This is a genomic window from Sphingomonas sp. GV3 (assembly GCF_031082075.1).
Classification (GTDB): domain Bacteria; phylum Pseudomonadota; class Alphaproteobacteria; order Sphingomonadales; family Sphingomonadaceae; genus Sphingomonas; species Sphingomonas beigongshangi.
This window is the reverse complement of sequence record NZ_JARWLE010000001.1, coordinates 2,703,662-2,723,043: the sequence shown is the minus strand read 5'-3', so window position 1 is coordinate 2,723,043 and position 19,382 is coordinate 2,703,662. Positions and strand designations below refer to the sequence as shown.

Genomic DNA, 19,382 nt, shown 5'->3' with positions numbered 1-19,382 from the left:
GCCCTTCCCTCCTGGCACGGATCGCCCGATCGAGCGAACGCGCGGCGCTACGCCGTCCGTACCAGGAAGAGACGCATCACTCCTCGCCCGTCGCGCTGGCAGCGCGCGCCTTGTCGGGCGTCGTGCCCATTCCCGCGAACGGCGTCAGCCGAAAGACAATGCGGGTGGGCTCGGCGCTGGTGCGATAGCGGGGCAGCGGCTCGCCGACCGCGCTCCACTGCGTGTCGCCGCCGACGCCCCATTGCGTCGCGTCGACGAGCAACGTGACCTGACCGTGCGGCACGATATCGGTCGACTTCCAGCTACCCGGCGCGTGACGGTCGAGATCGGCATAGGGGAAGGCGAGCGCGTTCATCATCAGGGGCGCATCGCCCTCGACGCGCAGCCCCATGGCGCCGGCGCCCGCAGCACGCGACACTTCCATCCAGCGGACGTCGACCTTGTTGCCGGTCTCCTGCGGCCGGATGAAGTCGTGGTTCTGATCGGCGATCCGGCCGCGCCATAACCCGATTGGTGCGCTGGCCTTGCGGTCGACATAGCTTTCGTGCGGTCCGCGCCCGTACCATTCCACCGTCTCGAAGTCGGTCGGCATGGCGAAGGCGAGACCGACGCGGAACGGGGGCGGCAGATCCGACCTGCCCGGGAGCAATTGCCCGCTGACGGCCACGCTGCCGTCGACGGCCATGCGGTAGCTGGTGGTAAAGGTCGCCGCTCCGTCGCCCAATGCGTAGGTGACGGTCACCGTATCGCCCGCCGCGCGGATCGCGCGCACGGTGCGCGTCTCGCTCATCGCCTTCCATACGGCCAGCTTCCGGTCGACGCCGATGCCGATGTCGTTGTCGGTCACCGCACGCCAGAAATGCGGTTGTCCTCCGGTCACCAGCGGACGTCCGTCGAGCGCGTAGCGGCGGATCAGGCCGGTCGTACGATCGATCTGCAGTTCGGCACCCCGGCTGGCCATCACGAAGGCACCGTCCCGCTCCGTGACGGCAACCATGCCGCTCGGCATGACGAGCCGCTCGCTGGCCATGCCGGGTATGGCGAACTGCTCGAACCCGACCAGCGTCCCCCCGGCGACCCCCGGCACCGCGCCCTCCCTGGCGCGTACGTTGACCGTCACGAAATATTCCGCGCCCGGGGCCAACGCATGGCCCGCGAGTGGCAGCGCGATCGACTCGGCGGCGCGTGCCGGCGTGGTGAGCGGCGGCAGCTCGCCCTTGGCGACCGGCACGCCATTCTCTTCCAATGCCCAGTCGAAGGTGAAGCCCGACAGGTCGCGGAAATCATGGCGGTTGCGCACGGTGACGCGGCCGTGCACCGGGTCGAAGCCGTCGAACTGCACGGGTGCGTAGACCTTGCGCAATTCGTACAGTTGCGGGTTGGGCGTGCGATCCGACTGCAACAGGCCATCGCCGAATTCTATGTCCCCGCCCGGGTTCGGCCCATATTCGCCCCCGTCGCCCCAATAGCGCCGTCCATCCTTGGTGTAGCGGTACATGGACTGATCGACCCAGTCCCAGACGAAGCCGCCCTGCAGCTTGTCCGGATGGGCATAGATCGTATCCCAATATTCCTTCAGGTCGCCACCGGACTGGCCCATCATGTGCGCATATTCGCACTGGATCATCGGCTGCTTGAACGTCCAGTTCGTTGCATAATCCGCCATCTTGACCGCAGGATCGTACATCGGCGCGTAGATGTCGGCGAACCAGTTGGGCCGGTGGTCGTGCACCCCGTCCCAGGTCCCCCAGCCGAGATAGCTGATCAGCCGCGACGGATCGCGTACCCTGGCCGCCGCCGCCGCCGCTTCGAAATTGGGGCCGATGCCGGCTTCGTTGCCCAGCGACCAGAAGATGATCGACGGGTGATTCTTGTCGCGTTCCACCATGTTGACGACGCGGCTGACGTGCGCATCCTTCCACGCGGGGTCGAAGCCGATCTGATAGCGCGCGCGATCGTCGGGATGCCTGTTCGCATAGTCCATGTAGGCGTGACTCTCGACGTTCGCCTCGTCCATCACATAGAGGCCGTAACGATCGGCGAGTTCGTAGAGATACGGGTCGTTCGGATAGTGCGACGTTCGGATCGCATTGACGTTGTTCCGCTTCATCAGCCGGACGTCGCGCTCCATCAGTTCGCGGCTGACCACATGGAACGTCTGCGGATCATGCTCGTGGCGATTGGCGCCTCGGATCGTGATCGGCTTGCCGTTGACGGTGACGCGCCCGTCGATGATCGCGACGGTGCGAAATCCGATCCGCAGCGGCGTCGACTGCACCAGCGCGCCCTTGCTGTCGTATAGTTCGACCAGCAGCGTGTAGAGGTCGGGTGTCTCGGCGGTCCAGGGCTTCACGTTCGCAACCAGCCCGGTCAGCGTCAGCGTCCGTTCGGCCGCGCCCGCAGCGACCGGTTGCCGCCCCTGCGCGACCACGCGCGCGCCATCCGTCAGCACGTAGCGCGCCGACGTCGCCGCGCCCGGCGTCACCGCCAGGTCGAGCGCGAGCGACCCGTCGCGATATCCATTGACGAGGCCCGCATGCACGAAGACGTCGCGGATCCGCGTCCGGGGCGCGGCGATCAGATAGACGTCGCGCTCGATACCCGACACCCGCCAGAAATCCTGATCCTCCAGATAGCTTCCGTCCGACCAGCGGTGGATCTGGATGGCGATGACGTTGCGGCCCGGATGGACGAAGCGCGTGACGTCGAACTCACTCGGCAGCTTCGAGTCCTCCGAATAGCCGACCTTCCGGCCGTTTACCCATATGTCATAGGCCGATCCGGCAGCGCCGATATGCAGCAGGACGTCACTGCCCGACCAGCTGGCCGGCAGGTCGATGTCGCGTCGGTACGATCCGACCGGATTGGCCGCGTGCGGAATGAGCGGCCGGTTCGCAGGAAACGGATAGGTGATATTGTTGTAGCGCGGCTGGTCGAACCCTTCGGCCTGCCAGTCGGCCGGGACCTTGATCGTCTTCCAGCCCGTGACGTCATAGGCTGGCTGTTCGAACCCGGTCGGAGTCCGGTCCGCATCGGGCGACAGCGCGAATTTCCATGTGCCGTTCAAGGATATGAAGCGGTCGGATCGCGCCATGTCGGCCGCGATCGCCCTTTCGCGGCTCTCGAAGGGGAAGCCGGTGGCCCGGGCGGGCAGCTTCCCGACATAATTGATCGCCGGGTTTTCCCAAGCAGGTCGGCTCGGGTCGATCTGCACCGGCTGTACCCGCGGTACGTCGTCCTGCGCCTGCGCGATGCCCGTGGCCAGGCCGATCATCCCTGCCCCCGCCAGGATCAGTGCCCGCATAGCCGCCCTCCCCGATTGCCAGGCCTGGAGCAGGCCCTATGTCTGACAATAGACGATCTCGGGGCCCGATCAACCCGCCGACGGCCCGGAGAGGAAAGGGGCGCCCCGCCAGATTGGCGGAACGCCCCCTTTTGCCTCGCCGTCGGGAGCGGCGGTCAATGATTGTCGCGCGGTAGCCCCATGGTCTGCGCGATGCGCTGATACTTCTCCGCGCCTTCCAGGATCGCGCCCGTGTTCATCTGACCGACGACGGACCGCTGGATTTCCTGCCAAGGCGTTTGCGACGCCGGATAGGGATAGCCGCCCGCCGCCTCGAGCGCCGCACGGCGTTCGGCGAGTTCCTCGTCCGGGATCAGCACGTCGACCGAGCCCTTGTTGAGGTCGATCCTGACGCGGTCGCCTGTACGAAGCAGCGCGAGGCCGCCCATCGCCGCCGCCTCGGGCGAGGCATTGAGGATCGACGGGCTGCCGCTGGTGCCGGACTGGCGGCCATCGCCGACACACGGCAGCGCATGAACGCCTTCGGTGATCAGATAGGCGGGCGGACGCATGTTGACGACCTCCGCCGCACCCGGATAGCCGACGGGGCCGGCGCCGCGCATGAACATCAGCGTCTGCGGCGTGATGCCGAGCGCGGGATCGTCGATGCGGTGATGGTAATCCTCCGGGCCGTCGAACACCACCGCCGGGCCCTCGAACGCACCCGGATCATCCGGGTTGGACAGGTAGCGCGTCCGGAATTCCTCGGAGATCACGCTGGTCTTCATGATCGCGGCGTCGAACAGATTGCCCGACAGGACGATGAAGCCCGCCCGCTCCTTCAACGGCCGGTCGAACGGGCGGATCACCGCTTCGTCCTCGATCCGCGCGTCGCGGCAATTGTCGCCCATCGTGCGTCCGTTGGCCGTGATCGCGTCCTCGTGGATCAGCCCCTGCGCCATCAACTGGCTGACCACCGCGGGCACCCCGCCGGCCCGATAGTAATCCTCGCCCAGATATTCGCCCGCCGGCTGCAGGTTGACGAGCAGCGGCACGTCGTGTCCCTGCTCCTGCCAGTCGGTCAGCGGCAGGTCGACGCCGACGTGGCGCGCCAGCGCGGCCAGATGGATCGGCGCGTTGGTCGACCCGCCGATCGCCGAGTTGACCCGGATCGCGTTGTGGAAGGCCTGCTTCGTCAGGATGTCGGACGGCTTCAGGTCCTCGTGCACCATGTCGACGATGCGCTTGCCCGTGCGCCACGCCACTTCCTGGCGGTCGCGATAGGGGGCCGGGATCGCAGCCGACCCCGGCAACGACATGCCCAGCGCCTCCGCGAGGCTGTTCATCGTCGTCGCCGTACCCATGGTGTTGCAATAGCCGGTCGACGGCGCCGAGGAGGCGACGAGGCGGATGAATTCCGCGTCGTCGATCTCGCCGGCGGCGAGCATCTGACGCGCCTTCCAGACGATCGTGCCGGAGCCCGTCCGCTCGCCCTTGTGCCAGCCGTTCAGCATCGGCCCGACCGACAGCGCGATCGCCGGGATGTTCACCGTCGCCGCCGCCATCAGACAGGCCGGCGTGGTCTTGTCGCAACCGATCGTCAGCACGACGCCGTCGAGCGGATAGCCGTACAGCACCTCGACGATGCCCAGATAGGCGAGGTTGCGATCGAGGCCCGCGGTCGGGCGCTTGCCGGTCTCCTGGATCGGGTGGACCGGAAATTCGATCGCGATGCCGCCGGCCTCGCGGATACCCTCCCGCACCCGCTCCGCCAGCACCAGATGGTGCCGGTTGCATGGCGACAGGTCGCTGCCCGTCTGCGCGATGCCGATGATCGGCTTGCCGGAGCGCAGTTCCTCCAGGCTGAGGCCGAAATTGAGATACCGCTCCAGATAGAGCGCCGTCATGTCGATGTTCGCCGGATTGTCGAACCAGGCGCGACTGCGCAGTTGCTTCGGGGCGTCGCCCATCTGGGCATCGGTGGTCATGGATAGGCTCCGGTCAGCGCGCCACGGAGACGCGATAGATCATGCGGTGGTGATAGGGCTTGCCCGGGTCGACGCGGGCCGATCCGAACGCGGGGTGATTGGGGGTGTCCGGAAACTTCTGCGGCTCCAGCGCGAAGCCGTCGCCCATCCGATAGACGTGGCCCTGCTTGCCGACGATCGTCCCGTCGAGGAAATTGCCCGAGTAGAATTGCACGCCCGGCTCCGTCGTCAGCACCTCGAGCACGCGGCCAGACGCGGGGTCCTCGACGCGGGCCGCCAGCTTCGGCTGCGCGGTAGAGCCACTGTCCAACACGAAATTATGATCGTAGCCGCGGCCGATCACGATCTGCGGATCGCGTCCGTCGCGTACGTCCTGACCGATGACGCGTCCGCGCGTGAAGTCGAACACCGTCCCCGCCACGGCCTTCATCTCGCCCGTGGGGATCAGTTTGTCGTCCACCGGGGTGTAGCGCGCGGCGGGCACCGTCATCCGCTGCGCATAGATTCCCCCTGCCGATCCCTCACCGGCCAGGTTGAATAGGGCGTGGTTGGTCAGGTTGACGATCGTCGGCGCGTCGGTTTTCGCCTCATAGTCGATCGTCAGCGCCCCCGTATCGTCCAGCGTGTAGGTGGTCGTCACCTCCAGCTTGCCGGGATAGCCCTGATCGCCCGCAGGGCTGGTCATCGCCAGCGTCACGCTCGCCTGCGGCCCCTGACGGACCGAGACGATCCGCCACACCGCCTTGTCAAAGCCGGTCGTGCCGCCGTGCAGCGAATTGGTCTTGTCGTTGAGCGGCAGCTGATAGGTCTTGCCGTCGAGCACGAACCGACCGCCCGCGATGCGGTTGGCGTAGCGGCCGACCGTCTGCCCCCAGAAATTCGGCTGGGTGACATATTCCGACGCCGTATCGTGGCCGAGCGTGATGTCGGCCACCTTGCCGTTGCGATCGGGCGCCTCGAACGCCTGCAGCGTCGCGCCGAGCGTCATGATGCGCGCCTTGACCCCATTGGCGCCGGCCAGCGTCACGGCCTCGATCTTCGTTCCGTCCGGCAATTGACCGAAGGCGCCGCGCGTCGCGGTGGCGGCGGAGGCCGCTCCGGGGATCGACAGACTCGCTAGCACGGCGGACGACAACAGCGTGGCAACCTTTCGCATCGTTCTCCTCCCGACCGGCCGTTTCCTGATTGACCGTGTCCAGGACGGCTTATAGTCAGACATATAAGAGCGCAAGCGATTGTGCCGGGGGATACCAGACTTGATGTCCGCCCGGCCGCAACAGCGCCGCGTTGCCAAGGAGAGGATCATGCCCGGACCGATGGTTGCCAACACCGCAGCGAGAGGGGGGACGGGCTCTTCGGCGTCCTATGGCCCCGCGCTCGCGCTGCTCGCCTCCCTGTTCTTCATGTGGGGCTTCATCACCGTCATCAACAACACGCTGCTGCCGCACCTGCGCAGCGTGTTCGAGCTGAACTATTTCCAGACGGGCCTGATCGAGTCGGTATGGTTCATCGGCTATCTGCTGGCCTCGATCCCGGCCGCGAAACTGATCGAGCGGATCGGCTATCAGCGCGCGCTGACGGCGGGCCTGGGCGTGATGACGATGGGCTCGCTCGGCATGATCCTGGCGGCGTCGCTGGTGTCTTATGGCATCACCGTCGCATCGCTGTTCGTCGTTTCATGCGGCATCGCGTTGCTGCAGGTGGCAGCGAATCCGTATGTCGCAGTGATCGGCCCGCCGGAAAGTGCCGAGGGGCGACTGACGCTCGTCCAGGCCTTCAACACGACGGGTGACGTGCTCGCGATCATCTTCGGCAAATATCTGATCCTCGCGCGCACCACGGCGGGCACGGCCGCTCACGGCACGCAGCTCACCGCCGCGCAGCGTATGGCCGACGCGCAGGCGACCGAATTGCCCTATCTGATCGTCGCCATCGTGCTTGCGTTGCTGGCGGCCCTGATCGCCCGCGCGAAGCTGCCGGCGCTTGGCGCTGCGACGCAGCGGGTCAATGCGGAGGATCGCAAGGGGCTGTCGCTATGGAACCATCGCAACCTGATCCTCGGCTGCGTCGGGATCGCACTGTGCGTGCTCGGCGAGATCGGCGTCAGCAGCTATTTCATCAACTTCGTGTCGCAACCCGACGTCGCCAATCTGACCCAGGAACATGCGGCGTCGTACCTGCTGTTCTTCTGGGCGGGGATGATGGTCGGACGCTTCGCCGGCGCCGCGCTGATGCGCAAGATCGCGCCGCAGCATGTACTCGCGCTATTCTCCCTGATCGCGCTGGCCGGCACGTTGACCGCGGCCTTCGTGACGGGTCCGGCGGCAATGTATGGCCTTATCGTGTCGGGCCTCGGCATCTCGATCATGTTCCCGGCGATCTTCGCACTGGCGATCCGCGGTCTGGGACCCCTCACCGAGGAGGGATCGGGGCTATTGATCATGTCGATCGCGGGCGGTGCGCTCGCGTCGATCCAGGGCAAGATCGGCGACACCTACGGCCTGCACTGGGGCTTTCTGATCCCGGCGGCGTGCGCGCTCTACGTCTTGTCCTATGCGCTCTGGGGCTCGAGACCGACGAACGCGCTGCCCGACCAGCAGCTGTAAGTATCCCCGGACCGACGACTGCGCCGAGGCCGCACTCCCCGTCATCCCGGTCGACCCCGGGGTGGCGCGGAAGCAGGGCGGAAGGCGTTTGCAATGTGTCCGATCCTTCTGAGGACGCAAATTCTGCATAAAGATATAAAGATATCTTTATATCTCTCTTGACGCGACTGCCGGCATCACCGATGCTTGGGCGGTCGAAGGTTCTTCGGTCGGGTCCGCTCGCGCCGGAGCTAAGACGGGAAGCCGGTGCGCCTTCGGGTAAGGCCGGCGCTGCCCCCGCAACTGTAAGCGGCGAGCGGCTGGTCGATCATGGGTCACTGGGCGCTCGCGCCCGGGAAGGCCGGACCAGTCGCGAGGACCCGCGAGCCAGGAGACCTGCCTTCCGACGCGATAACGTCCACCGGCGGGGTGCCCGGTCTGGCCGCCTGTCCGCATGCGGTCGCCGATCGGCGCCCGCCTGCGGCCGCCTGCCGGCATCCGTCGACGGGAGCGCGCGTCCGATTCCATCCCCGCCCTTCTTCGGGGTATAGGAAGATGACCGTCACCATTGCCACTCTCGGCTTTCCGCGTATCGGCCCGCGGCGCGAATTGAAGACCGCGCTCGAATCCTTCTGGTCGGGCGAAACAGGGGCGATACAGCTGCAGGAGTCGACGGCGGCGTTGCGCGCCGCCAATTGGGCACGCCAGCACGCGCTCGGCACCGACTGGCTGCCCTCGGGCGACTTCTCGCTCTACGATCACGTGCTGGACACCAGCCTGATGCTCGGCGCGGTGCCGGCACGGTACGGCGCGGCCGACGGCACGGCGGATCTCGCGACCTATTTCGCAATGGCGCGCGGCGCGGCGGGCGGCTGCGGCCACGCCAGCGTCACCGCGGGCGAGATGACCAAATGGTTCGACACCAATTATCACTATATCGTCCCGGAGATCGAACCAGGCTGCAAGCTCAGCCTCGGCCGGCTGAAGGTCCTCGACGATTACCGCGAGGCGAAGGCGCTGGGCTATCAGACGCGGCCCGTGCTGCTCGGCCCGGTCACTTGGCTCAGCCTCGCCAAGGGGCATGACGATTCCTTCGCGCTGCTCGACGAGGTGCTCGGCCTCTACGGCGTCATCCTGGGCCATCTCGCGCGGGCCGGCGCGGAATGGGTGCAGATCGACGAACCCATCCTCGTCACGGACCTGAGCGACGTACAGCGGCGCGCGCTGGTGCGTGCCTATGCGAGGCTCGGCCGCGTGGGGCCGAAGCTGATGCTGACCACCTATTTCGGCGGCCTGGGTGACAATCTGTCCTTCGCGGCCGCGCTTCCTGTCGCGGGCCTGCACGTCGACCTCGTCCGCGCGCCGGATCAGATCGATGCCCTGGTGAAGGTCGCGCCCGCAGACCTGCTGCTGTCGCTCGGCGTCGTCGACGGCCGTAACGTCTGGCGGACCGACCTCGACGCTCTGCTTTCCCGGCTGGAGCCGGTCGCCGCGACGCGCGACCTGATCCTCGCGCCCTCCTGCTCGCTGTTGCACGTACCCGTCGATCTGGCGCTCGAGACCCGGCTCGACGACGAGGTCCGCCAATGGCTCGCCTTCGCGGTCCAGAAGGTCGAGGAACTTGCGCTGCTCAAGCTCGCCCTGAACGAGGGGCGCGCCAGCGTTTCGGGCCCGCTCGCCGCCGCCACCCGCGCCGTCATCGCGCGCGGGACCAGCGCGCGCATCCACGACCAGGCGGTACAGGCGCGGCTCGCCGCAGTGTCCCCCGCGATGCGCGAGCGCGGCGCCAGTCATGCCGAACGCGAGGCGGCGCAGGCTGCCGTCCTCGGGCTGCCGCGCTACCCGACGACGACGATCGGCTCTTTCCCGCAAACGGCGGACGTCCGGCACGCGCGGGCCGAGCACAATCGCGCGCGATTGGACGATGCGACCTATGCGGCGTTCCTGCGGGACGAGACAGCCCGCGCGATCCGTTGGCAGGAGGAGGTCGGCCTCGACATGCTCGTCCACGGTGAGTTCGAGCGCAACGACATGGTGCAGTATTTCGGCGAGCGATTGTCGGGCTTTGCCTTCACGACCAATGGCTGGGTCCAAAGCTATGGCTCGCGCTGCGTGCGGCCCCCGATCCTGTACGGCGATGTCGCGCGCCCGGAACCGATGACGGTCGCGTGGTGGCGCTATGCCCAGGGGCTGACCGACAGACCGGTCAAGGGCATGCTGACCGGGCCGGTCACCATCCTCAACTGGAGTTTCGTGCGCGACGATCAGCCGCGTGCGGTGTCATGCCGCCAGATCGCGCTGGCGATCCGCGACGAGGTCCGTGATCTAGAGGCGGCGGGTTGCAAGGCGATCCAGATCGACGAGGCGGCATTGCGCGAAGGGCTGCCGCTGCGCAGGTCCGACTGGCAGACCTATCTCGACTGGGCCGTAGACTGTTTCCGCCTGACCGCTGCGGGCGTCGGCCCCGCGACGCAGATCCACACGCACATGTGCTATTCGGAGTTCAACGAGATCCTGCCCGCTATCGGCGCGATGGACACGGACGTCATCTCGATCGAGACGGCGCGTTCGCAGATGGAGCTGCTCGAAGGTTTCGCGCGCTACCGCTACCCCAGCATGATCGGGCCCGGCGTCTACGACATCCATTCCGCCCGCGTCCCCGACGAGGCGGAGATGGTCCGGCTGATCCGCCTGGCAGAGACGCATCTGCGGCCCGAGCAATTGTGGATCAACCCGGATTGCGGACTGAAGACGCGCCGCTGGGACGAGGTTCGGCCAGCGATCGAGGCAATGGTCGCCGCGGCGCGAACGCTGCGGGCAGAAGCGAGGGCGACGCCGCCGGCGTAATCGATAGCTTGCGCGGAAGCGGTGCCCGCCCTCACGCCCCACATAGCGTATCCTGGATAGGCGGCCGGGTGGCGGTGAGGGCCGGTACCGCGCCGATCCAGCCTTGCCGGATCGCACACCGGGCCTACCGGGCCCGTTCCCGGGTCCACCGTCGCAGGAGCGCCGCCGTCGGCGCGCCTGTCGAACGGTGGATGCCGGACCGGACCCGTCCGACGGAGGCGACTAACCCTTCGCGGCCTTCCGCAAGGCCAGTCGCACCAGCGCGTCGAGCGTCGCTCCCGTCCCCAATTCCTCTTCCGCCGCGCCGACCGCGCTCGCCGCCTCGGCGGGGCGGAACCCCAGGTTGAGCAGCGCCGACACCGCATCCGCCCCCGCCCCGACCGGCGCGACCTGCGACACCGCCGCCGGCCCAAGCGTCGCGACCGCGCCGACCTTGTCCTTCAATTCGCGCACGATCCGCTCGGCGAGCTTCGGGCCGACGCCGTTCGCGCGGGCGACCATCGCCTTGTCCTGCACCGCCACCGCCCGCGACAGTTCCGATGGCTCCAGCGCCGACAGGATCGCCAGCGCGACCCGCGCGCCCACGCCCTGCACCCCGGTCAGCAGGCGAAACCAGTCACGCTCCCCCGCCGTCGCGAACCCGACCAGGCGCAGGAAATCCTCGCCGACCAGCATCTCGGTGAACAGCGTCGCCGCCTCCCCGACAGGGCCGATCGCGGCGAGCGTGCGCGACGACGCACCGACCAGATAGCCGACGCCGCCGACATCGATCACGGCATGGTCGATGCCCGTCGAGTCGAGACGGCCCTTCAGATGTGCGATCATGCCATGATCCTTGCCCGGCGCGCCATGCCGGCCGCGCTCGCCAGATGATGCGCGTGCGTGATCGCCACCGCCAGCGCATCCGCCGCGTCAGGCCCCGCCAGCTTGACACCGGGCAGCAGCACCGCCATCATCGCCTGGATCTGCCGCTTCTCGGCGCCGCCCGTACCGACCACCGCCTTCTTGACGGTCGACGGATGATATTCCCCGACGATCAGCCCCGCCGTGGCGGCCGTCAGCAGCACGACGCCACGCGCCTGCCCCAGCTTCAGCGTCGATTGCGCGTTGGTGTTGCCCAGCACTTCCTCCACCGCCGCGCTGTCGGGTCGCTCGGCGAGAATGACGTCGGTCAGCGCCGCGTTGAGATTGGCGAGCCGCCGCGGCAGCGCCATCGACGGATCGGTCTTGATCTGGCCGTTCGCGATATGGCGCAGGCGGTCGCCGTCGGCGTGGATGACGCCCCAACCGGTCGTCCCCAGCCCTGGGTCGAGGCCCAGGATGATCACGGCCATGCCTTCCCGCCGACCGGACCCGACCGGAGGCAGCCGGTCAGGCAGGCGGCGTGTCCGCGGCGCTGCCCCCCCCTGACCGACCCGGCAAGCGGGGGGGCCATGATCAACCCAGCTTCTCCATCACCTCGTCGGAGACTTCGTAATTGCCCCAGACGGTCTGCACGTCGTCGTCGTCGTCCAGCGCGTCGATCAGCTTGAACAGCGTCGCCGCATCGGCCTCCGTCACCGCGACCATCGTCTGCGGACGCCAGGCGAGCTTCGCGCCTTCCGCCTCGCCGAGCACCGGCTCCAGCGCCTTGGCGACCTCGTGCAGATCGGCCTGCGCGGTCCAGATCTCGTGGCCGTCCTCGTTCGACGTCACATCCTCCGCACCCGCCTCCAGCGCCGCCTCGAACACCGTCTCGGCGTCCCCCGCGCTCGCGGGATAGGTGATGAGGCCCATGCGGTCGAAGCCGTGGCTGACCGATCCGCTCGCGCCCAGATTGCCGCCGTTCTTCGACACCGCGGTGCGGACGTTGGTCGCGGTGCGGTTGCGGTTGTCGGTCAACGCCTCGATGATGAGCGACACGCCGCCGGGGCCGAACCCCTCGTAGCGGATTTCCTCGTAATTCTCCGCGTCACCCTTCGACGCCTTGTCGATCGAGCGCTGGATATTGTCCTTGGGCATCGACTGCGCCTTCGCCGCGGCGATCGCGGCGCGCAGGCGCGGGTTCATGTCGGGGTCGGGCAGCCCCATCTTCGCCGCGACGGTGATTTCGCGGCTGAGCTTGGAAAACATGCTCGAGCGCTTCTTATCCTGCGCGCCCTTGCGGTGCATGATGTTCTTGAACTTGGAATGGCCTGCCATGATCGCCTCTGACGGATAATCGTGTGCCTTTAGGACGCGGACCCCGTCTTCGCCAAGCGGTCGATTTTCTCCTCCAGCCCCGCCAGCCGATCGGCGACCAGCAGGTCGAGCTTCTCATGGAGGCGCAAGATCTCCAGCTCGGCGCGCAGGTTCGTCTCATAGTCCAGGCTGGCCGCCAGCCGGTCCTTCGCCGCCTGCCGGTTCTGGCTCATCATGATCACCGGCGCCTGGATCGCCGCCAGCGTCGACAGCATCAGGTTGAGAAAGATGTAGGGATAGGGATCGAAGACCAGCCCGAAATGCCCGAGCACGTCGGAATTGAGGACCATCCAGGCAAGCAGCACGAGCGTGAAGGCGATGATGAAGCCCCACGACCCGCCGACCGCGGCGACCTTGTCCGCCAGACGATCGCCGACGCTGGCGCGCGCGTCCGCCTCGTCCGCCGCGTCGCGGCTGACCAGCGTCCCCGCATCGATGCTGGCGAGCACGCGCCGTTCCTCGGGATCGAGCGCATGGCTTGGCTTGCGCAGCAGGCGCAGGGCGAGATCGGCGATCGGCGGACGCTGCGACATGACGTTTTCCGGCTGATGGATCCGTCTTTGCCCTAGCCGTCTGCGTCGCGCCGGCCAACCCGCCGCAAAGCGCTTGCCCCTCCCCCACGCATCGGCCAAACGATCCGCGATCATGACCGTCAGCGTAGACATGGGCAGCGACGAACGCGGCGCGCCCGTGACCATGGACCTCGAAGAACTGCTCGCCACCCGGTTGCTCGTCCAGGGCAATTCGGGGTCGGGCAAGTCGCACCTGCTGCGCAGGATGCTCGAGCGATCGGCCGGGCAGGTGCAGCAGGTGGTGATCGACCCGGAGGGCGACTTCGTGACCCTGTCCGACGCCTATGGCCATGTCGTGGTCGAGGCGGCGGATTATTCGGAGCGCGAGATCGCGCGCATCGCCGGCAGGCTCCGCGAACATCGTGCCAGTGTTGTGCTCAGCCTGGAGGGACTGGAAGCGGAAGGGCAGATGCGCTGCGCCGCCGCCTTCCTCTCCGCCCTGTTCGACGCCCCGCGCGAACATTGGTATCCCGCGCTCGTCGTCGTCGACGAGGCACAGTTGTTCGCGCCGACGACGGGCGGCGAGGTCGCGGAAGAGGTGCGCCGCGCGTCGCTGTCGGCGATGACCAACCTGATGTGCCGCGGCCGCAAGCGCGGCCTCGCTGGCGTGATCGCGACGCAGCGGCTTGCGAAGCTCGCGAAGAACGTCGCCGCTGAGGCGTCGAACTTCCTGATGGGCCGTACCTTTCTGGACATCGACATGGCGCGGGCCGCCGACCTGCTCGGCATGGAGCGGCGTCAGGCCGAATCGATCCGCGATCTCGCGCGCGGCACCTTCCTCGCGCTCGGCCCTGCCGTCTCCCGCCGGCCGATCACCGTGAAGATCGGCGCCGTCGAAACCTCGGCGCGGTCGGGTAGCCCGAAGCTCACCCCGCTGCCGAGCGCGCCCGTCGAGAATCTGCAGGAACTGATCTTCGCTCCCCCGCCGGAGGCCGCGCCGCAGCTGCCGATGACGTTCGACCCGCGCCCGCGCCGCGTGCCCGCGGACGAGTTGCTCGACACGATCGAGCGGCCCGCGCCGGCGCAGCCCAGCCTGGCCCCCGTTCCCGACAAATCGGACGAAGAGGTCGACGCCATCTACGCCGACGTCCTGCGCGCGATCGTCGCGGACGGCGACGCGGCGATGCGGCCGCCGTCGGTCCTGTTCCAGGATTTCCAGGTCCGCTGTCGCATGGCAGGGCTTGCCCGGCCCGCGCTCGACCTCGCCGGCTTCACCCGGCGGCTGTCGGCGGCGCGCGCCGGCATCTTCGACATCGGCGATCCCGAATGGGCGGAGGCGATGACGCTGGCCGATACGCTGCCCGAAGACATGATCGGCCCCTTCCTGCTCGTCGCGCGCGCCGCGCGCGAGGGCGCACCCTGTCCGTCCGATACGGCGTTGGCGGAAACGTACGGCACCAGTTCGCTCGGCCGCGTCCGCCGCCTCGTCGGCTATATCGAGAGCCGCGAGCTCTTCGTGCTGCGCACCGACCTGGCGGGCAAGCGCTCGATCACGATCCCGCGGCTCGGCTGGACCACCGCGGCGAGCGAGGCGGCCTGAACCGCCGGCGGCTTTATCTGGCGGCGGGCATGCCGGTATATTGCGCCGATACCAGCTGCCAGCCGCTCCGGCCCCTTGCCGCGACATAGCGGACGCGGATCGATCGCGTGATCGTGGTGCCGTCGGGCTTCGGCACGGCGAACGACAAACGCTCCGTGACGATGCCCCATGTGCCGTGCAGCGCGACATTGCGGTCGCTGCCGGTCATCGCCGGCACGGGGGTGCGCTTGTCGGGGCGATAGAAGCTCAGGACTTCGGCCCGGCTGTCGACATCCCCGACCGGGGAAATCTCCTGATAGTCCGGGGCCAGCGTCGCTGCCAGATCCGTGTCGGCGAAGGCGGCGCGGGCGGCGTTGAACCGGTCGACCAGCTGCGCGACGGTCACACCGTCGGTCGTAGCGCCAGCGGTCGCGAGCAGGGTGAACGCGAGCAAGGTAGGCATGAAGACGACGTCCTCCACAGGGTGTACGGCACGCCTAACACACCGATGGCAATCGTCAAACGGTTCGATCGTCCACCGAGGCCGCGGACCGTGGCCGCGACCCTCGCACGATCCGCGGGCGACGACCGGAACGGCCGCCGCCCATGCCGTCAGATCATGCCGAGCGCCTGCATGTAGACCTCGAGGATCGCTTCCTCCTCTTGATACTCTTCCTTCTTTTTCTTGCGGATCGACAGGATCTTGCGAATGGCCTTGGGGTCGTAGCCGCGGCCCTTGGCCTCTGCCATTACGTCCTTGATGTCGTCGGCGATACCCTTTTTCTCTTCCTCGAGCCGCTCCGCACGTTCGATCAGCAGGCGCAGCTCGTCCGCCGCGACGTGCCCGCCACCCATGCCTTCGCCACGATCTTCCGCCATATGTCCCACCCGCCGCGCACGCCGCGCGGCCCTTTCCTTGTCCGATTCGATGATGTCGCCGGTTCGCCGGCAGGCGTGCGCGTCTAGGCGTTTACCAAGAGGGGCTCAAGCCTTGTCGGCGCACGACCCCGATCAGGCTGACGGGTTCCTGGCGACGCTGTTCTTCATGCGTTCGAGTTGCTCGGGCGTCGCCTCCGTCTGGTAGCGCGCCTTCCATTCGGCCTGCGGCATGCCGTAGATCGTCTCCCGCGCCACGTCCTTCGGCAGGCCGCCCGCTTCCTCGATCCAGTCGGACAGGCAGTTGCGGCAGAAGCCGGCGAGGCCCATCAGGTCGATATTCTGTGCGTCGGTCCGGTGCCGGAGATGACGGACGAGGCGGCGGAATGCGGCCGCCGCGACGGTATCGTCCAGCAAATCGATAGGATCGTTCATGCGCGAGCCAGGCCTTCCAATGGTTGATCCCGACCAGATAGGGACTAGAGGGGACGGCGGCCAATCCCCAGGAGCCCATTCATGACCACTGCCATCGCGCCCCGATCCCGGAAAGTGCGCGTGCTCGCGACCCTCGGGCCAGCAAGCAACAGCCCCGAGATGATCGCCAACCTGTTCCAGGCGGGCGCCGACGCCTTCCGCATCAACATGAGCCATGGCGACCAGGCATCGAAGGTGCCCGTGATCCAGGCGATCCGCGACCTGGAACGCGAGTTCCGTCGCCCCACCACCATCCTGGCCGATCTTCAGGGCCCCAAGCTGCGTGTCGGCAAGTTCGATGGCGGCAAGGTCGTGCTGGAACACGGCAGCACGTTCGTGCTCGATCGCGATCCGACGCCCGGAGACGCGACGCGCGTCGAGCTGCCGCATCGCGAGATCTTCGAGGCGATCGAGCCGGGCGCGCGGCTGTTGCTCGACGACGGCAAGCTCGTGCTGCGCGTCAGCGAGCATGACGCCGATCGCATCGTCACCACCGTCGAGGTCGGCGGCCCGCTGTCGAACAACAAGGGGCTGAACGTCCCGGACGTGGTGCTGCCGATGGCGGCCCTGACCGAGAAGGATCGCAGCGATCTGGCCTTTGCGGTCGAGCAGGGCGTCGACTGGATCGCCCTCTCCTTCGTGCAGCGGCCGGAGGACCTCGCCGAGGCGCGCAAGCTGATCGGGGGCAAGGCCGCCCTCCTTGCCAAAATCGAGAAGCCGGCGGCGATCGACCGGCTCGAAGAGATCGTCGAGATGTGCGACGGCGTCATGGTCGCGCGCGGCGACCTGGGCGTGGAACTGCCGCCGCAGACGGTGCCACCGCTGCAGAAGCGGATCGTCGAAACCGCGCGCCGCCTTGGCCGCCCCGTCGTCGTCGCGACGCAGATGCTCGAATCGATGATCACCAGCCCCTCGCCGACGCGCGCCGAAGTGTCCGACGTCGCCACCGCGATCTACGACGGCGCCGACGCGATCATGCTGTCGGCGGAGAGCGCGGCCGGTGCGTGGCCGGTCGAATCGGTCGCGATGATGAACGCGATCGGCATCTCGGTGGAAAGCGATCCCGGCCATGGCGACCGCATCCACTTCACCGTGACGCGGCCCGACCCGACGACCGCCGACGCCCTGGCGGAAGCCGCCAAGTCGATCGCGCGCACCACGTCTGCGACCGCGATCATCTGCTTCACCACGTCGGGCTCGACCGCGCGCCGCATCGCGCGCGAACGGCCGCCGGTGCCGATCCTGACGCTCACGCCGAACAAGGATACGGCGCGTCGCCTCGGCCTGCTGTGGGGCACGCACGCGGTCCATACCCGCGACGTCGAATCTTTCGAGGACATGGTCGGCAAGTCGAAGCGCATGGCGCTGCGCACGGGCATCGCCAAGGCGGGCGATCGGGTCATCGTGATGGCCGGCGTCCCCTTCCGCACACCGGGGTCGACCAACGTCATCCACGTCGTGCGCATCATCGGCGACGAGCTGAAGGACTATAGCTGACCGACGGCCCCCTCCCGCTTGCCACGGGAGGGGCCGTTCATGACGGCGATTTCACTGGCCCCGCCGCGCCCGCCGGCGCATCGGGCCGCGCCATGGAATTCGAAGTCAGTGCCGAGGCGAAGGACAAGCGCCTCAACCGCCGGGTCGCGATCACCGTTCTTGCCCTCTCGGTCGTCATGGGCCTTGGCACCATCAAGGACGGGAACATCGTCCAGGCGATGGAGCGCACGGAATCGCGCTCGGTCGATCTGTGGAACGAATATCAGGCGACGCGCACGAAGCTGCGCATGACGGAGATCGCGCAGATTCAACTGACCGCGGTGCATGCGGCGCCGTCGGCGAAGCTCGCCGCGGATGCGGCTCGCTATCGTGCCGAGGCGCCCGCTCTTGCCCGAGACGCCCGGACCGCCGGCGCGCTCTACGACGCGCTGAACATCCATGACGACCAGTTCGACGCGAGCGAGGCGCTGATCGCCACCGCCATCTCGACCGCCGCGGTCGCCGCCCTGGTCGAAAGCTCATGGTTGCTCGCCGTCGCCTGGGTGTTCGGCGGCTTCGGCCTGTTCCTGTCGCTGTGCGGCTTCCTGGGCTGGAGCTTCCACCCCGATGTGCTCAGCACGGTCCTGGGCTGATGCCCTGGATCTTCAGAGCAACCCCAGCCGGGTGAGCTCCTGCCGCAGCTTCGGCTCGCCGGTGAAGTGCAGGCCGATCAGCCCGACGCCGTTCGCACCCGCAATATTGGCGACATTGTCGTCGATGAACACCGTGTCCTCCGCCGCCAACCCGAACCGGTCGAGGGCAAGGCGGTAGATGGCGGGATCGGGCTTCACCATCTTCTCGTCGCCCGACACGACGACGTCGCGGAACCGGTCGAACATCGCCGCCTCACGCGCCCGGAACGGCGGCCAGAATTCGTGGCTGAAATTGGTGATCGCGAACAGCGGTACGCCGCGGTCATGCAGCTCGTCGATCAGCGCGTGCATGCCCGGCATCGGATCGCCGATGCTTTCCAGGAAACGCGGTCCCCAGGCATGGATCAGGTCGGCATGGTCCGGATACAGTGCCACGAGCTCCGCCGACGTATCGGCGAAGTCACGTCCGGCGTCATGCTGGAAGTGCCAGTCGTGCGTGACGACGTCACGCAGAAACGCATCGAGCGCCCGATCGTCGTCGATCAGGCGCCGATACAGGAACCGGGGGTCCCAGTCGTACAAGACCCGGCCGACGTCGAAGATGACGGCGGTCGGCAGGCCCATGGCTGCTTAGCCCTGGCGCGCCTTGAACCGGCGGTTGGTCTTGTTGATGACGTAGGTGCGGCCGCGGCGGCGGATCACGCGGTTGTCCCGGTGGCGGTCCTTGAGCGACTTCAGGCTGTTGCGGATCTTCATGATCGATTCGCTTCTTTTCGAACTAAGAGGTGTCTGAGAAAGCGCGAGCGCCTAGGCAGAAGCGCTGCAATAGTCAAGCAACGCGGGGATGGTTAGAGCGTTTCCGATGCGTAACTTTACCGGGATTCGCCGC

General features: G+C 67.5%; 17 protein-coding genes and 1 riboswitch. Of the genes, 5 read left to right on the top strand and 12 right to left on the bottom strand.

Features of this window, described 5'->3' with window-relative positions:
* Nucleotides 1-76: 76 nt before the first annotated feature.
* From RF701_RS13045 to RF701_RS13035, 3 genes are all read right to left on the bottom strand, one after another.
* Nucleotides 77-3,304: a glycoside hydrolase family 2 TIM barrel-domain containing protein gene (locus tag RF701_RS13045; protein ID WP_308815197.1), complete on the bottom strand. Its 3,228-nt coding sequence runs from the start codon at nt 3,302-3,304 to the stop codon at nt 77-79.
* A gap of 155 nt (nt 3,305-3,459) precedes the next feature.
* Nucleotides 3,460-5,253 (bottom strand): IlvD/Edd family dehydratase, encoded by a 1,794-nt coding sequence (locus tag RF701_RS13040; RefSeq protein ID WP_203308873.1) that lies wholly within the window; start codon nt 5,251-5,253, stop codon nt 3,460-3,462.
* Nucleotides 5,254-5,284: 31 nt separating this feature from the next.
* Nucleotides 5,285-6,427: an aldose epimerase family protein gene (locus RF701_RS13035; RefSeq protein WP_203308744.1), complete on the bottom strand. Its 1,143-nt coding sequence runs from the start codon at nt 6,425-6,427 to the stop codon at nt 5,285-5,287.
* Nucleotides 6,428-6,575: 148 nt separating this feature from the next.
* Here RF701_RS13035 and RF701_RS13030 point away from each other — a divergent pair, with 148 nt between their 5' ends.
* Nucleotides 6,576-7,877 (top strand): sugar MFS transporter, encoded by a 1,302-nt coding sequence (locus RF701_RS13030; RefSeq protein ID WP_210357151.1) that lies wholly within the window; start codon nt 6,576-6,578, stop codon nt 7,875-7,877.
* 181 nt (nt 7,878-8,058) lie between these two features.
* Nucleotides 8,059-8,275, top strand: a riboswitch (cobalamin riboswitch).
* Nucleotides 8,276-8,411: 136 nt separating this feature from the next.
* Complete coding sequence (gene metE / locus RF701_RS13025; protein WP_308815196.1) at nt 8,412-10,703, top strand: 5-methyltetrahydropteroyltriglutamate--homocysteine S-methyltransferase; 2,292 nt, start codon at nt 8,412-8,414, stop codon at nt 10,701-10,703.
* Between the two features lie 222 nt (nt 10,704-10,925).
* On the opposite strand, the gene ruvA is transcribed toward metE, so the two are convergent.
* From ruvA to RF701_RS13005, 4 genes are all read right to left on the bottom strand, one after another.
* On the bottom strand, nt 10,926-11,528 hold the full coding sequence (gene ruvA / locus RF701_RS13020) for a Holliday junction branch migration protein RuvA (RefSeq protein ID WP_308815195.1): 603 nt from the start codon (nt 11,526-11,528) through the stop codon (nt 10,926-10,928).
* Nucleotides 11,525-12,031 (bottom strand): crossover junction endodeoxyribonuclease RuvC, encoded by a 507-nt coding sequence (gene ruvC / locus RF701_RS13015; protein ID WP_308815672.1) that lies wholly within the window; start codon nt 12,029-12,031, stop codon nt 11,525-11,527. Before ruvC ends, ruvA begins: the two co-directional genes overlap by 4 nt.
* 109 nt (nt 12,032-12,140) lie before the next feature.
* The gene (locus RF701_RS13010; protein ID WP_203308748.1) at nt 12,141-12,884 is read right to left on the bottom strand and encodes a YebC/PmpR family DNA-binding transcriptional regulator; all 744 of its coding nucleotides are present in this window, start codon (nt 12,882-12,884) and stop codon (nt 12,141-12,143) included.
* 29 nt (nt 12,885-12,913) lie between these two features.
* Nucleotides 12,914-13,456: a DUF1003 domain-containing protein gene (locus RF701_RS13005; protein WP_308815194.1), complete on the bottom strand. Its 543-nt coding sequence runs from the start codon at nt 13,454-13,456 to the stop codon at nt 12,914-12,916.
* A gap of 112 nt (nt 13,457-13,568) precedes the next feature.
* Here RF701_RS13005 and RF701_RS13000 point away from each other — a divergent pair, with 112 nt between their 5' ends.
* A complete protein-coding gene (locus RF701_RS13000) occupies nt 13,569-15,035 on the top strand; it encodes an ATP-binding protein (protein WP_210357155.1) in 1,467 nt (488 codons plus the stop codon).
* Nucleotides 15,036-15,048: 13 nt separating this feature from the next.
* Here RF701_RS13000 and RF701_RS12995 read toward each other — a convergent pair whose 3' ends face one another.
* The 3 genes from RF701_RS12995 to RF701_RS12985 all read right to left on the bottom strand — a co-directional run bounded on the left by RF701_RS12995 (nt 15,049) and on the right by RF701_RS12985 (nt 16,325).
* Nucleotides 15,049-15,477: a DUF4440 domain-containing protein gene (locus tag RF701_RS12995; RefSeq protein ID WP_210357156.1), complete on the bottom strand. Its 429-nt coding sequence runs from the start codon at nt 15,475-15,477 to the stop codon at nt 15,049-15,051.
* A gap of 149 nt (nt 15,478-15,626) precedes the next feature.
* Nucleotides 15,627-15,893: a DUF2312 domain-containing protein gene (locus RF701_RS12990; RefSeq protein ID WP_374758625.1), complete on the bottom strand. Its 267-nt coding sequence runs from the start codon at nt 15,891-15,893 to the stop codon at nt 15,627-15,629.
* Between the two features lie 132 nt (nt 15,894-16,025).
* On the bottom strand, nt 16,026-16,325 hold the full coding sequence (locus RF701_RS12985) for a DUF1244 domain-containing protein (RefSeq protein ID WP_210357157.1): 300 nt from the start codon (nt 16,323-16,325) through the stop codon (nt 16,026-16,028).
* 81 nt (nt 16,326-16,406) lie between these two features.
* On the opposite strand from RF701_RS12985, the gene pyk reads away from it, so the two are divergent.
* Together pyk and RF701_RS12975 are read left to right on the top strand one after the other, a co-directional pair.
* Nucleotides 16,407-17,861 carry a pyruvate kinase gene (gene pyk / locus RF701_RS12980; protein WP_210357158.1) on the top strand — a complete coding sequence of 485 codons (1,455 nt, stop codon included), beginning with the start codon at nt 16,407-16,409 and terminating at the stop codon, nt 17,859-17,861.
* A gap of 92 nt (nt 17,862-17,953) precedes the next feature.
* On the top strand, nt 17,954-18,493 hold the full coding sequence (locus RF701_RS12975) for a DUF4337 domain-containing protein (RefSeq protein WP_287979461.1): 540 nt from the start codon (nt 17,954-17,956) through the stop codon (nt 18,491-18,493).
* A gap of 12 nt (nt 18,494-18,505) precedes the next feature.
* On the opposite strand, the gene RF701_RS12970 is transcribed toward RF701_RS12975, so the two are convergent.
* Nucleotides 18,506-19,117 (bottom strand): HAD family phosphatase, encoded by a 612-nt coding sequence (locus tag RF701_RS12970; protein WP_287979462.1) that lies wholly within the window; start codon nt 19,115-19,117, stop codon nt 18,506-18,508.
* 6 nt (nt 19,118-19,123) lie between these two features.
* A complete protein-coding gene (gene ykgO, locus RF701_RS12965) occupies nt 19,124-19,249 on the bottom strand; it encodes a type B 50S ribosomal protein L36 (RefSeq protein ID WP_003046794.1) in 126 nt (41 codons plus the stop codon).
* Between the last annotated feature and the right edge of the window lie 133 nt (nt 19,250-19,382).

Excerpts from the sequence above, each read along its gene's own strand:
- RF701_RS13045 (WP_308815197.1), bottom strand. The coding sequence starts at position 3,304 with ATGCGGGCACTGATCCTGGCGGGGGCAGGGATGATCGGCCTGGCCACG.
- RF701_RS13040 (WP_203308873.1), bottom strand. The coding sequence starts at position 5,253 with ATGGGCGACGCCCCGAAGCAACTGCGCAGTCGCGCCTGGTTCGACAAT.
- RF701_RS13035 (WP_203308744.1), bottom strand. The coding sequence starts at position 6,427 with ATGCGAAAGGTTGCCACGCTGTTGTCGTCCGCCGTGCTAGCGAGTCTG.
- RF701_RS13030 (WP_210357151.1), top strand. The coding sequence starts at position 6,576 with ATGCCCGGACCGATGGTTGCCAACACCGCAGCGAGAGGGGGGACGGGC.
- metE (WP_308815196.1), top strand. The coding sequence starts at position 8,412 with ATGACCGTCACCATTGCCACTCTCGGCTTTCCGCGTATCGGCCCGCGG.
- ruvA (WP_308815195.1), bottom strand. The coding sequence starts at position 11,528 with ATGATCGCACATCTGAAGGGCCGTCTCGACTCGACGGGCATCGACCAT.
- RF701_RS13010 (WP_203308748.1), bottom strand. The coding sequence starts at position 12,884 with ATGGCAGGCCATTCCAAGTTCAAGAACATCATGCACCGCAAGGGCGCG.
- RF701_RS13005 (WP_308815194.1), bottom strand. The coding sequence starts at position 13,456 with ATGTCGCAGCGTCCGCCGATCGCCGATCTCGCCCTGCGCCTGCTGCGC.
- RF701_RS13000 (WP_210357155.1), top strand. The coding sequence starts at position 13,569 with ATGACCGTCAGCGTAGACATGGGCAGCGACGAACGCGGCGCGCCCGTG.
- RF701_RS12995 (WP_210357156.1), bottom strand. The coding sequence starts at position 15,477 with ATGCCTACCTTGCTCGCGTTCACCCTGCTCGCGACCGCTGGCGCTACG.
- RF701_RS12990 (WP_374758625.1), bottom strand. The coding sequence starts at position 15,893 with ATGGCGGAAGATCGTGGCGAAGGCATGGGTGGCGGGCACGTCGCGGCG.
- RF701_RS12985 (WP_210357157.1), bottom strand. The coding sequence starts at position 16,325 with ATGAACGATCCTATCGATTTGCTGGACGATACCGTCGCGGCGGCCGCA.
- pyk (WP_210357158.1), top strand. The coding sequence starts at position 16,407 with ATGACCACTGCCATCGCGCCCCGATCCCGGAAAGTGCGCGTGCTCGCG.
- RF701_RS12975 (WP_287979461.1), top strand. The coding sequence starts at position 17,954 with ATGGAATTCGAAGTCAGTGCCGAGGCGAAGGACAAGCGCCTCAACCGC.
- RF701_RS12970 (WP_287979462.1), bottom strand. The coding sequence starts at position 19,117 with ATGGGCCTGCCGACCGCCGTCATCTTCGACGTCGGCCGGGTCTTGTAC.
- ykgO (WP_003046794.1), bottom strand. The coding sequence starts at position 19,249 with ATGAAGATCCGCAACAGCCTGAAGTCGCTCAAGGACCGCCACCGGGAC.